The following is a 14296-nucleotide window of genomic DNA, read 5'->3' as shown; positions in this document are numbered from 1 at the left end:
GATAACTTAATCAATTACTTCTGCTGGTTTTCCTTCTATCACATTCCTAACAAATTGTAGCTTTAGCAACATTTCCTTCATTTCTTCTAAACTTAATCTTTTAGTATTATGCGAATTATAATCTTCTAATGTAGAAATCTTTTTTTCTCCCTGATCAAAGAATTTACCATAATTCAGATCTCTTAAATCAGGTGGAACTCTATAATAATCTCCTAAGTCTTCTGCATTAGCCATTTCTTCACGACTTAAAAGAGTCTCATAAAGTTTTTCACCGTGACGAGTACCAATAACTTCAACAGAATGATGAGGTTTATTAAGTAATCCTAATAAAGCTTTTGACAAAATCTCAATTGTTGCCGCCGGAGCTTTTTGTACAAAAATATCGCCATTATTGCCATTTTGAAATGCATACAATACAAGTTCCACCGCGTCTTCTAAAGACATCATAAACCGAGTCATATTCGGATCTGTTATTGTAATCGGTTTCCCATTTTTAACTTGTTCTATAAAAAGAGGAATCACAGATCCTCTAGAGGCCATCACATTTCCATAACGAGTTCCACAAACCATCATATCTGATTTTTCGATACTTCTAGACTTAGCTATCATAACTTTTTCCATCATAGCTTTTGATATACCCATTGCATTGATAGGGTAAACCGCTTTGTCAGTACTCAAACAAACTACCTTTTTGACATTACATTGAATAGCCGCTTCAATTACATTTCCAGTTCCTAATACATTTGTTTTGACCGCTTCTAATGGAAAAAATTCACAAGAAGGAACTTGTTTTAGGGCAGCAGCATGAAACACATACTCCACTCCTCGCAAAGCAGTTCGAACTGAATCTAAGTCTCTAACGTCTCCGATAAAAAACTTCAGCTTAGAATTATTATGTTTCTTTCTTAAATCATCTTGTTTCTTTTCGTCTCTGCTAAAAATCCTAATTTCGCTAATATCACTATTTAAAAATCGATCTAAAACTGCTTTTCCAAATGAGCCTGTTCCGCCCGTTATTAAAAGAGATTTGTTTTTAAACATTCAATTCAACTCCGCTACTTGTTCTACCTATTTAAAACATCATGAAAAAATTCGAAAGTAGAATCTGCAGTCTTTTTCCAATTATAAGCTTTACTTCTTTTATATGCGTTTCGAGCTAACTTCGTTCTTAGATTAGGCGACTCTATCAATTTACCTAAAGAATCGGCTATACTGGTTGGATCCTCAGGATTAAAATATAAAGCATTGTCCAATAATATTTCTTTCATAGATGACATGTTTGAACAAGCGATCGGCAAACCTGCAGCCATTGCTTCTGTTACGATTTGCCCAAAAGTTTCACAAGAAGAAGCAAAAACGAAAATGTCAGCAGAATGATATTTTTTTTGAAGTTTTTCATGAGCTACTTGGCCTAAATAATAAATATAATTTCCTGAAGGATCGTATTGGTTCATTTTGTTGATCAACAGTTTTAAACTTGGTTCGTAAGCGGAACCTACAAATTCAATTGAAACGGGAAATTTTAAGTCACGCAATATAGCAACAGCTTCAGAGACATTCCACTGATGTTTATACATATCAATTGTTGAAACATATAAAATTTTTAGAGGTTTTGAAAACGTGTATTCATTTATTTTTTTTTGTTTTTTTGTTTCTTTTAAAAACCTGGAATGAATGCCATGAGGTATAATTGTAGTTCTATTTAAAGATTTCTTAATAACTTTTTGTACTAAATCTTTTGCATACTTTGTTAAAAAAATAATACCATTCGCCTTTCGAAAAGTTCCAGACTGTAAAAAATAAAGAATTATATTTCGGACAAGCTGCCATGATAACCCATAACGTTTCATCTCTTTCCATTCAAAAGGTAGAAGATTTTGATTGATAGTAACGAAAGGTCTAAAATTTCCTAAATAATATCCGCCTGGTATAAATAATAAATCACAGTCTTTTACTTTTTTTCTAAGTATAAATTTCTGCCAATAAATCCTCCAAAGAAGAGATTTATCTAAAAAAGGCTCATGATTTTTTTTCAGCCAATTTCGATTTTCTAATTTGTTTAAGATTTTTTCTCCGCCCCATACTATTACTTTTTCAAAACCAAAATGAGTCGGATTAGCTGCTTTTAAAAGTTCAACTAAATGAGCAACTCCTCCCCCGCTATAAATATTTGAGGCGTCAATTCCTAAAATCATTGTGAAAAGTTAAATAAAGTTATAAAAATAAACTAATATTAATAAATATAAGAATTCTAAATTACTTAAACTAGAATTAATCAGTTTCATCATTTCGAGAAAAAATTTTATTTTTAATTCTGATAATTATAAAATTAGAATAATACAATAAAATACTCAAAATTATGGTGAATTCAAATATGTATTTAATCAGTGTATTCGGAAGATCTCTAAAAAAGAAAAAAGGAAGAAAAGAACAAATTGCTATATAAATACCAGACAAACTCTCATTTCTTTTTAAAAAATTCAAACCTAGAGATAATAAAAACATAAAAATCATAGAACCAATCAATCCAAAGTTTGCCATCAATTCTACATAGTTATGAGTTGTTCCTTGAAATACGCTGATTGATTTTCCCATCTCAGTTATGGCCTGAATATATTTAAATTTTTCCGGAAATATTATAGAAGGAATTATTCCAATGATATTACCTAATAAAGGAATCGGAAATTCAATAAAACTGAATTCGTTTCTAATCAAATGAGAAATTAAAGTCATTCCTACATATCCAGGTTCCATAAAAAAGCTCTGAATAATTTTGAAAAAGGTGACAGGATTCTGGGCGCGAATATGGCCCCAAGCAGAATTGAAAACGGCTAAAATACATATTATCAAAAGGATTGGTATAAGCCTAAAACCTTTAAGTACCTTTTGCAAAATCAGTATAATAGAAATTACTGATAAAGTCAAATACCCGCGATTTCCGGTAGAATACATTAAAAATCCAAACAATATAGAAATGATTAAGTATTGATTAAAAAAAATCCTTACCCTATCTTTCCACTTTCCTGAAATATCGTAAAGATCAACTCGACTAGACGCATGAATACAAAATAAGACTATCAAAGAAACATTTACGGATATAAACCACCCTCTTTGCAACGGCCACTCCGAAATTGCAGAATATCCTCTAAACAAAACTGGAAACATATATTTTAGAGATATAATGCCAAATAATACTAATCCATAAAAAAATAACTGAATTGGTGTCTTAGAAAAATTGTATTGTTTTTTTAATAAATTCCATTTATGGGATTGTTTTCTAAAAATGATTTCTCCTAATAAAAACGAAAGGATTAAAAGTACAGAAGTTATTAAATACCAGACTTTTGCTTCGTAACTTACTCGCTCGTAGAATTTTAAAACAAAGTCATAATTGGCCAAAAGTGATTGTTCTAAATTATTTGTTTCATAAGCAATGAATGGCAAATACCAATAATAAATAAAACCTAGAATAATTAGAAAGTTATGATCTATCTCTAATTTCGATCCTTTAATGTTAAATTTTATGATTAATAGTAAAAGAAATAGTATTATAAAAAGAACAAATTCAATAATCATAGGAAAACTCTTCAAAATAGAATGCTAAATCAAATAGATGACATGTAATTTTTTTCATTAGGTAATGATAATATTATTCTAAATTCTTGTATTTTATTGCTTAATTATAGAGGTGTTCATATCTTAATTTTTAAAATTTCGGTTTATAAATAAATTAACTTTTTGGTAATTTTAAAACTTAAAATGATTCATCACATTAGATAAAATTTAGAAATTGATATACTATGAGTCTTATATATCACAATTAAAAAACAATAATTTTAAAATTATTGTTTTTTAAATATTTAAGATATATTTCCACTATGCAGCTTAAAATCTTTATTAGAGCTTAAGAACAGAATTTGAACATTGTGATAACTTATTAATTCTGAATTCTGCAAGTATTGCTGTAAAATGATCTTTTTGAGCCAAAGGATTTCTCATTGCAATCTGACTTTCAGTTCTGCCAATTACATTCCCTATACATCCAAAAAATGGACTGTCTTTAGGTATATCTCCCAAAATCAAAATATGCGTTGTATTTTCGTCTTTAATTTCTTTTAAATAAGGACTTGCAACAGCAGAATTAAAATCCACAAATTTGACCCAGTCTAAAGATAGAGTTTTTCTTTGAGAAAGTGCAATTGATCTATGCTGCGATAATAATACAGCATCCTTAGGCAGCACTGAACCGGCCCACTTCATCAAGTTATATCCATTCGCATACTGATTCATTACTTTTTCTCTAGATTGAATCGAAAAAACACCCGGAAACATTTGATAAATACCTAAAAGAAGAATACTAAATGTTAACCCTGCCTGCAAAATTACTAAAAAACCTATTATATATTTAGCAAACTTGAAATCTAGAATTTTAACTGAATCTAGAACAATTAAAGAAATTAAAATCCAAATAAATGGTTCTAAAAAAAATCTAGAAGCTTTTTGTCCTAATAGAATGCCTAATATTATAAAAATAATTACTATAAAGTTTAATACAAACGTTTGCAAATTAGCAGTAGGTTTTACAAATATGACTAAAAATAATCCTGAACCAATTATAGTAGTAACAACTCCAAATGTATTTGGTATTAATAAAGATAGCGGAAAGTCTAATGTACTATCTTTGTAATTGCGAAGCACAGATTCAAATAATCTCACTCCCGGCATGAACCAGGTAAAGGTGCAGTCAACGCATCAATCATCGAACTATCAAAATTTTTTGCCTTCCAGAATACAGAAGGAAAAATTATTAAGATCAAGAGGAATATCCCAATTAAAACTCCATAAATATATAATCTTACAGAACCTAGTAAAACGAGAGAACAAAAGCCAATTAAAAACGCTGACAAAAAAAATGAAAATTTTGCCTGAGTAGCAGACATAATTAATATACAAATAAGAATAAAAATCAATAATTTATTTTTATCTGTTTTTGCTTTAGAAACAATTTCTAACATTAATACTACGGCAAAAGAAGTCATACCAATTTGAAGTAACTGCGGTTTCGACGAACTGACTAGAAAAACTAAAACCGGAGATGAAAGAAATGCTATTATAATGATTTTCCTCCATACTGAATCATCATGTAATGAGCTTTTTTCCACAAAAGAATAAAATGCTAATATTCCATAAATCCCTAAAAGACCTGAAAACTGAAGTAAAGAACCAAATTGTTCAGCTCCTATAGCAAGACCAAGCGCATTTAAAACCTCTCCACTCCCAGCCAATCTTCCATGAAACCAGCTTAAAAAAACAGGCATCTTTCCTTGATTTAAAATTTCAATTGCAACTCCAATATGATAGTCTAAAGAATCAGCATTTGTTATAGGACAGAGAGCTAAAAATCCGTAAGCGATAAGTAGTAGTTTTATAAATAGATTTAAAAATTTATTTATATCAAATAAGGCAAACTTGTTTATGAGGGGACATTTTTCTTTGAATAAGATAAACAATCTTTTTTGTTGTTGAAGATCTGATTGTATGTCAAGGTTTTGTTTTAAATTATTCAAAATATTTTTATTAGTTTTTATTTTTTTTATAAAACTTTTTATGTTAATAAGCCCTAAAATTACTAAAAGAAAAGCTATACTTTCCATAAAAGGACGGGGAGTAAAACCAAATAATGCTAAAGGATAAAGAGAAATACTCAATAATAAAGCTCCAGTTAGTGGAGCTTGCCACCGTATCCAAGTATTTTTAATTTTACCTAAGTGATTTTCGAATACTTTTAGAATATAAAATCCTAAAAAATCACAACCAAATATTAATAAAATAGAATATATAACAGAAAGAGGAGGATATGCAACATTTGTGTCTAATCCGAATTTCATGCTGAAAAATATACGTCCTTGAATTAACTAAAGAAGAAAACTATCCCCATTTTTTTAAACGAAAATCGAAGGCAATTGGAAATTAAAATTAATAAGAACACAAAAATTTACGTTTTGAATTCCTGCTGAGAATCATAATAGAGTATCCGACATTCTTTATTGAAACAGGATTTTGTGATTAAAATTTACAGCATTCAATTTTATAGGAATCAATATCATAAAATTACAACCCTTAAAAAATACCACCACTGAAAAAAACAAACAAAAATGACTTAAAATATATCAAAACAAAACACAAATAAAAGACCTTAGTCGTCCCTGAAAAAGTGAAAGGAATCAAATAGCGAAGATGAAAAAAGGAGAAATATAAGCTTTCAAAAATAAGGATAAAAAGCTCGAATGAGCTTAGAGAAATTAAACTTAGCAACAGCGAATAAAGTATTGATACGATCTTCTTCTTTACCTTTGAGAAAATTCCGAATCGTATTGTGATCGTATTTCAGACGAGAAATAACCAATTCAATAGCAGATCTTCGATCCATCCCCAACGAGTCATTTTATTTCTGCTTTTATTGGAAAGATGAACTTGCACATCCTCGGGATGATGATCGCCTTCTTTGTAACCCGTCGAGCGCCAATAGAAGCGAATGCTGAGTTCAAGAATGGTTGAACTATAAGGATCCTTTGAAAAACATTTGGAGTTTGTTAAAAAAAGACATTTTTATAGGGACCCTACTAAATTCAGACCGAGTCGAAATTTTAAAACATTCACATAGACTTTCTTCGGTCGGAAACCAACAATCTTTTCCATCTGATTGATGGCATCTTTCAAAGCATGACCATCATACGGATTTCGATACCATGCTTGAACTCCAACAATCCAATTGGATTTACTGGTGGTAACTAAACTTATTTTACAACCAAACTCATATCTCTTATAAGATTTACCTTTAGAAATACATTCCACTTCCGGAGAATGAATGCTGTAGATTAGATTTGTTGAAAAATTAATTCGCCACTTAGTTTCTGTTTCATGGAAACAGTCGATTGAAGCAGTTTATTGATCGCCACTATGAAATTTTTCAATAAATCTAATTTAAATACATAATTAAAAGGCAAAATGTATATGTTACAAAACAAATAAACATTAAAGTAAGCCAATTATTAATAGCTTACAGCTTAAGTTTTCGACGAGATCTAGATAAAACAATAATACTTACAAGCTAACACATAAGAAAAAAGAAAAACTTTTTTCTATCTGCGAAAATGAAAATGAGGTTTTGAAAATTACTTTAAAACACGATTTCTTTGCATACCAACTTTACACTTGTGTAAAAATAATAAGTACAAACAAAAAAAGAATTTCGAATATTACTTTTTTTTAAATTTGGCCATCAACCCAAAAAGTATTTTTTATTTTTAAAAATTAATCACAAATAAGAATTATAGCTGCAAAAATACCTAACATCAAACCTACAGCTATTTATAATAGGTAAGACAAATAATATAGGCAGAAGTCTTAAAATTGTTCTCGGAGCAGTGTTTTTTGAACGAATACCAGACACAATGGCTGCTCCGTAAAGAAGACCAAGCACGTTACCCACATAAAGATTTTGCAAACCGTATCCAAATATAAAGACCAGAAAAAAAGCAACACTTAGCGCAGCAAAAATTTGAATCCATTTACGCCAACCCATTCCTTCAATAAAAGTAACAACTCCGGATAAGATTAATAAAGACTGTGCCCAGTAAGTATTTCCTCGGACCAACCAATAAACTTAATTAACAAATACTGAGATAGAGCCATGGATATATCTTTAAAAATAATGCACTTTCAGCTATTGTAAATGAATTCTGAAAAAATATTTCCGGTGCAGTAAATCCCTAATGTGAAAACTCATCCCATTCAGAAAATAAAGACTGAGAAACTTTAATATAAAAGAAAAAGCTAAAAGAAAAAAAATGACTAATCCAGGATCAAAAAAGCGAATAAATAATTGCGACAGATTATTTCGCGTTGTATAAAGACTTAAAATTCCTCATATATTCAAATTAAGAGCCTTAGCCTTTGCTAATACGATCAGTGTTTCTCCTCCCAATAACCTAACACCTAAGTCTTTATGAATCCAATAGAAAATTTTTCTAGGGATTGACATCATCCTTGTCTTTAAAGATCGACTTGGAGAAAACAACGAAGCCTGAGTATAATTCCAATGCAAGATCTCGTAACCAGAATCTTTAAGTGTTTCCAAAGCTAAATCTTTAGTATAATAGTGCAAGTGACCAACTTTTTCGCGAACGTTTAGCAAAGGAGTATTCCTTAATACAGATAAAGCACTTAAATCCAAAGGAATATGAAAAACAAAGTATTTCGCAAATGTTAAAGACTTTTCAAGAAATGTAAACGGGTCTCTTACATGTTCGAAGACGTCTAACATCAAAATCAAATCGTATTTCTTTTTATTCAACGAATGAAAATCACCTAGATAAAACTTTAAACGATTTTTCAGAGAATTATTTTTTATATTTTCTTTCCAAAAAGGCGCAAGTTGTGGCGAGATATCAAAACCAAATAACTGAGCAAAGACAAATTCATTCCCTATATGCAACAAATTATCTCCAGTGCCGCAACCAATCTCACATATTGTTTTTGGCTTCATATCAAACTTTCGAAGAATTGCATTTACTTGTTCTACTTTCCAAGGAGAATCTTCTCTATCCCAACCTGGATTTTTTTGCAAATAGGATCCGTCAGTGTATCTTTTTTCAATTGCCATTTTTTATTTTTTCAAACTTTCTAATTTATAACCTTCATTATTTTGAATATTTAATGGTTGAAAAATACCATCAAACAACATCTCAAAGAAGATTTTAAAATATGGTAAAACTTTAAGTATTTACAAGAAATTGAATATACCTAAAAATCAATTTTAATGAATTTTTTAGCTTCATGTTCACCAGACAATAAGTTTTTACAGAAATTTGATCTTACTATAGATATATAACAGAGTGTTGTTATTTTTTATCTCTAAAGCCAATTTTTATTACAATGAAAAGCGTTTTAGTAACAAAGAAACCATTCTCATAGTAAATATCATGAATTTTAATACAAACCCTCATTTAGAGATAGAAACTTAGGTATTCTATTGTCCTGCTTTGAACAGTAAGAACCATTAATCTTTAGCTAATCTCTAAGGATCAACCCCAAAACTTTTAAATTATTACTGAGTATGGCATAGATTGTCGAAAACTTAACTTTTAAATGGCGATTCATACATAAATTAAAGATAATTTATTACACAGACATCAATAATATTCCAATGCAACTAAATCTGTAGAACTATAATCCAATACTTTATTAGAAACTTCTAAAATATTTTTGTTTATGACTTTTGAGCTTTTGGAACAAACCGAGTAACAATTCAACAAACATAAAACTACATCTCAAATTAAAAAAAATACTCCGTTACTATATATCACCAGCAATTCCTTTTGCAATCTAAACTTTTACAAATTTGGTTTAAGGTATTTCCAATTTCTTTTCTGAGTTACAACTTTTCATAATTCTAAAGAAACAAAACATTGTAAAAAAATTAATCAGACTTTTAAAAATCTCTAAGATACAATATCCGACAATTCTCTTTTTTTTAAGACTGAAATAAGAGCCAAACAAAGCCCTTTAATTCTACCAAACTCCATACCAAGCAATTTAAATTTAAACAAAATAAAATATTTTAGTATATTAACCAATGCAATTGCAAATAAAGCTATCGAAGATTTTAAAATGCTTAAATCTGAATATTGCGAAACAAAAAAAATCATCCAAACTGAAAGAATTTCACCTCGATACCAAAGTTGAGAAAAAGTAAGTTGACTCATTATTACGTCATCATGAATCACTTTTGATTCAGCACAAACATACATTGGATTCATCTTTCCAATTGGGTAACTGAAAATCAGATCCTCACAAGGGGCCCATTTAGCATCAATACTCTTCTTATGAATATTTGCAATTAATATATCCTGTCTCCAAGTAGTCGCCCCCCCATTTAACCATTCCGTTTTGATATTCTCTGTTACATTTGTAATAGAAGTTGGAAAACCACTTTTTAAAACAACTCCTGGTCGTTTTGAACTGAGATAAAACAAAATTTTCCAAAAACTGGATCGATGGGTTTCCATATTTGTAATGTTAAATCCAATTCCCGCGGTTTCAGGCTCTACCTGATTCCAAAATTTGATAATTTTTTCAACCGCATCGGATTCTAAAATGATATCGTCATCTAAAGTTGCGACAAGTTTAGTCTTTTCATTTAATTTCGAAACTCCCATCTTCCTTTGTCGAATTTGCCCTGCCGGTTCGCAATAATAATATTCAACCGGAAGTAAACTTTCGAAAGTGCGCACCAAAGCGGATATATCGGCTCCACTTGCAACGATGATAACACGACCGACTTTTTCCGTTTGTTGGGTTAAACTTTTTAGTAAATTAACGATTTTATGAGGACGGTCTTTGGTTGGAACTAAAACACAGATATCCTTGCTGATATATCGATTCATTCTTTTTTAGTTATATTCGAATTAGTGCAAAGTTAAGAAAAAGAAAAGAATTCTTTTCTTCGAATTTTTCATTTCAAAAAACTTAGACATTGCTCTTTGCGATTCCATTTGCGTAGTCATGAAATTTTCCTTTCGCTTCTAAAACAAGATCAGCGAACTCTCGAACTGCCCCGTTTCCGCCGGCCGATTTCAATATTAGATCGGACTTATTTTTCACTAATAAATGTGCATCCGAGGGGCAAACGAAAAGTTTTACCAATTGCTTAACTGATAGATCATTCAGATCGTCGCCTATGTAGGCGACTTCATCCTTACTTACCTTTAACTGATACATTAATGATAATAACGATTCCTTCTTGTTCTCAATTCCGATATAACAATGTTCTATACCCAACGCTCGCGCTCTCGTTGCAATTATCTCCGAAGGATTTCCGCTTAAAAAAGCTACAGTTGCTTCTTGGTGTAGAAGTTTTATTCCCAACCCATCTTTTACGTCGAAAATTTTAAAAAACTCTCCGCTCTCATTATAATATAATTTCCCGTCGGTTAAAACACCGTCGATATCAATAATAACTAATTTCAAGTTTTTAAGAATATCCTCGTTTCGAAAACGAATCCGAAAAATTCTTTTGAGCAGTTTTTTCATTGGGGATTATTATCAGCCGGAAAGAAGATAATTCACGGCAAACTTCCTCAATTCCTCGGTTTTATAAGGCATCATATATTGATAAATATACTCCCTTAGCATTTCCTTTTGCGAAACATATTCTTGAGGATTCATTTTTTCAAAAAAAGAAATCCCGTCCAATAAGGAATTTGAATCGTAAAATTCTTTTTTTAACGCGCTACAATATTTTAGCGGATCGTCAGAAAACCACCAATCATCCTTAAAACGTAATAGTGGAATTCCCATAAAACCCGCATACAACGCTGATGTAGAACCTTTATAAATTACCAGATCGGCTTGAAGTAAATCTTCTTCCAAAGATCGATTTTCAGAAACAATCACCTTTTGAAATAGCGGATGTTTTCGAACGGAGGTAAAGGAAGAATTCGAAATCGGATAAACGGGATGACATCGAACGTAGACTTGTTTATCCGAAGTATTTAGAATCGTCGTCATCGCTAATTCCAAAAGTTTCGGCATAGTATTCAAGCCTTCTAACAAAATTAAAATTGAATTTATTTTCTCATTCTGGCCGTTTCTATTTTTGATATTGAGAAGATTTGGCCCTCTCAAATCATATCCGACTTTTATCGTACTCCGTTCATATCCGTCGTGTTTTAGCAGAATATCTCTTGCATTCGGACCGGTAACTATAATCTCCTCTGGACTAGGTTTCAAATGCCATTCATCACGAAATAGCGCGTATTTTCTATGTGATTCTAAAATTGAACAATGAATAAACCCTACGTTTTTTTTTACTTTACTGGAATTTTCCTGGCAAGCTCTGTCAATCGCACGTTCCCACGAATTATTTTCGTAGGTATGAATAACAAAAGTTTTCTTATTTAGTTTCAAAAAATTCGTAAAGGATAAATAATAAGCAAAACTCCAGATTCTTTTTAAAAAAGATTCCCTAAACTCCCTCAAAATAAGTTGAGACAATATTTCTGTATACGGCGAATAGGACGAAGGAAGCTTTAATTCATTAAAGTATTCGTATATAACATTTATAATCCATTTTAAATACGAGCCGAAAGAAAAGTATTTAAACAAATTCGCAATTTCTAAGTTTTCCCGATTGCAAATATTCGATTTCCATACTATGCCTGGATCGGCGGGTCCCAAGATTGCTACTTTAGCGTTATACCCTATTAAAACGGAGGGTAATTCCCCGAAATAATGATCAAAAACGTTGTTTATATCAAAATTCGCCTTTAACGGATGTAATGGTCGAATAAAAGCAAAATCAAAATCCTTTCTTGAAATTAGAGCTACAAACCAGATGTTCCGGATTGAATGGTAAAGCAAAATTAACGCAAGTCTAACAAAATTTAAAAATTCTTTATAAATCGCTAATTTTCCGGAGTGTACGTTATGATAGAACGTCTTAGACTCGGATAATTTCTTTTTCTCAAAACCTTTTAAATTCTTAATGATTCCGACGTAACGATCCTGAACATCCGTACCAAATCTTTCTCTTGACGAAGAAGGCGTAAACCACCATGAAGAATCTTTTTTAAACAACTGATTACACAGATAAATGTAGTTGTCGTATTCCTTCTTTGCGTTTTCGTAATTATCCATATTTAAATTGGATTCAATATTACGGGTTAATTTAACAATTTAAAAAATCTAAATGAACGTATTTGCATTTCGTTCGGTTAAAATTTTAAAACCGAAGACAAATAGCGACTTTGTAATTCCGAAGTTTTAAGTTTTTGTAAAACCTCATCCACCTCACCAGGCTCGTTGATCGAAGGTAAAGTGTGTTCTAACGGAACTGAAACCAATTTAAACTCATTTTCTACAATTCTCATCTGTTCGATGAATTCTATGATTTCGAAATTTGCAGATTCCATTTTAGCCAACTGAATCAGAAAATTCTTTTCATAGGCGATGATCCCTAAAATCTTTCTTATCATTTTTTGGGTATCTTCAAATTTACCGTAACACGGGGATCTTCGAAAGCAGAATTGAATTCTACCCTGCGCATTTACAAAACATTTTACGAAAGAATGACGATCCAATTCTTCCGGATGTTCAATCGGACCGGTTGCATTCCATGCGACGGTATCGGAAATATCTTCTTGAATTCTCTTCACAAAAAACGTCAAATCTTCCGGAAGAAGTAAGGGCTCATCCGCTTGTAAGAGAATCACATGGGAACATTCCACCCTTTCTATCGCCTCTGCAACTCTGGTAGTTCCATTCTTATGCGTATTTGCAGTCCGAATAACTTTCCCCCCGAAACTTTCGATAAGCGATTTTATTTCATCGTCACAAGTTGCAACGATTACATCGGAGAAAGCACCAGATAATACGGCTCTTCTTCGAACGTGTTCGATCATCGGAAGCCCATAGATCTCAAATAAAACCTTTTTAGGAAAACGGACGGATGCTAAATGCGCCGGAATGACTGCGATAATTTTTTTCTTCATTGTGGGAACACCCCGCAATCCACGTTTATATTTTGACCTGTAATCGCCGAAGCAGCTTCAGAGGCAAAAAACAAACACAAAGAAGCAACCTCTCCGGAAGTCGGTAAACGTCCTAACGCTGAATTTGTTTTTGTAAATTCTGATAAAAATTTTTCGGGGTTTCCTTTTGCAGGGGAATCGGGTTGGTTCAATGCCTCCAACAATCCATCCGTTGAAACTAAAACCGGACAGATTCCATTAACTCGAATCCTTCGAGGGCCTAATTCCTTTGCGAGAGACTGAGTTAAGCCGTTCATCCCAAACTTAGAAGCAACGTATAAAGAGTTATTCGAACTTCCTCGTTTTCCCGCAAGGCTCGAAATATTAATGATGGAACCTCCCTCTTTTAGGTGAGAGGAAGCCACCTTTGAACCCCAAAAAGCTCCTTTTAAATTTGTAGAAATCATCAAATCGAAAAACTGTTCATCAATTTTTTCAATGGGTCTCCACTCGGAAAATCCCGCATTATTGATATACACATCGAGTCGACCGGTCCACGTAAGCGCCTCATCGGCCAATTTTTTATGATCGGCTTCGTTTCGAACATCTGCTTGAACGAAACGCACCTTATCGCCTAATTGAGAAAAATCCGTTTCCGAACGCGCTCCTACGATGACGTGATAGCCTGCCTCTAAAAAAACCTTCGTAATACCTAATCCGATTCCTTTATTTCCACCCGTGATAATAGCCGTTTTTGCCATTTT

9 protein-coding genes and 3 pseudogenes are annotated in these 14296 nt (G+C 31.7%); all 12 read right to left on the bottom strand.

The window, feature by feature from the left end; all coding sequences use genetic code 11:
• Positions 1-6 precede the first annotated feature (6 nt).
• Positions 7-1041: a polysaccharide biosynthesis protein gene (locus LEP1GSC059_RS18405; RefSeq protein ID WP_017214742.1), complete on the bottom strand. Its 1035-nt coding sequence runs from the start codon at positions 1039-1041 to the stop codon at positions 7-9.
• A gap of 23 nt (positions 1042-1064) precedes the next feature.
• Positions 1065-2195 carry a glycosyltransferase family 4 protein gene (locus LEP1GSC059_RS18400; protein ID WP_020981176.1) on the bottom strand — a complete coding sequence of 377 codons (1131 nt, stop codon included), beginning with the start codon at positions 2193-2195 and terminating at the stop codon, positions 1065-1067.
• A 76-nt stretch (positions 2196-2271) separates the two neighbouring features.
• Positions 2272-3576 (bottom strand): O-antigen polysaccharide polymerase Wzy, encoded by a 1305-nt coding sequence (locus LEP1GSC059_RS18395; RefSeq protein WP_017214741.1) that lies wholly within the window; start codon positions 3574-3576, stop codon positions 2272-2274.
• 321 nt (positions 3577-3897) lie between these two features.
• A pseudogene (locus LEP1GSC059_RS18390) lies at positions 3898-5888 on the bottom strand (DUF1420 family protein).
• Positions 5889-6224: 336 nt separating this feature from the next.
• Positions 6225-6513, bottom strand: a pseudogene (locus LEP1GSC059_RS24925) (IS5/IS1182 family transposase); the annotation flags it as partial.
• 147 nt (positions 6514-6660) lie between these two features.
• A pseudogene (locus LEP1GSC059_RS24435) lies at positions 6661-6888 on the bottom strand (IS5/IS1182 family transposase); the annotation flags it as partial.
• Positions 6889-7927: 1039 nt separating this feature from the next.
• A complete protein-coding gene (locus LEP1GSC059_RS18370; RefSeq protein ID WP_017214737.1) occupies positions 7928-8665 on the bottom strand; it encodes a class I SAM-dependent methyltransferase in 738 nt (245 codons plus the stop codon).
• Positions 8666-9503: 838 nt separating this feature from the next.
• Positions 9504-10448 (bottom strand): glycosyltransferase family 2 protein, encoded by a 945-nt coding sequence (locus tag LEP1GSC059_RS18365; RefSeq protein WP_017214736.1) that lies wholly within the window; start codon positions 10446-10448, stop codon positions 9504-9506.
• An 82-nt stretch (positions 10449-10530) separates the two neighbouring features.
• Entirely contained in the window at positions 10531-11094 is a 564-nt protein-coding gene (locus LEP1GSC059_RS18360) for a KdsC family phosphatase (RefSeq protein WP_017214735.1), read from the bottom strand.
• Positions 11095-11106: 12 nt separating this feature from the next.
• Entirely contained in the window at positions 11107-12699 is a 1593-nt protein-coding gene (locus LEP1GSC059_RS18355; RefSeq protein ID WP_020981216.1) for a hypothetical protein, read from the bottom strand.
• A gap of 77 nt (positions 12700-12776) precedes the next feature.
• Entirely contained in the window at positions 12777-13553 is a 777-nt protein-coding gene (locus tag LEP1GSC059_RS18350; protein ID WP_017214734.1) for a cytidylyltransferase domain-containing protein, read from the bottom strand.
• The gene (locus LEP1GSC059_RS18345) at positions 13550-14293 is read right to left on the bottom strand and encodes an SDR family NAD(P)-dependent oxidoreductase (RefSeq protein WP_017214733.1); all 744 of its coding nucleotides are present in this window, start codon (positions 14291-14293) and stop codon (positions 13550-13552) included. The genes LEP1GSC059_RS18350 and LEP1GSC059_RS18345 overlap by 4 nt, the downstream gene beginning before the upstream one ends.
• Between the last annotated feature and the right edge of the window lie 3 nt (positions 14294-14296).

This window comes from Leptospira noguchii serovar Panama str. CZ214 (assembly GCF_000306255.2).
GTDB classification, from domain to species: domain Bacteria; phylum Spirochaetota; class Leptospiria; order Leptospirales; family Leptospiraceae; genus Leptospira; species Leptospira noguchii.
This window is presented reverse-complemented; position numbering and strand designations above follow the sequence as displayed.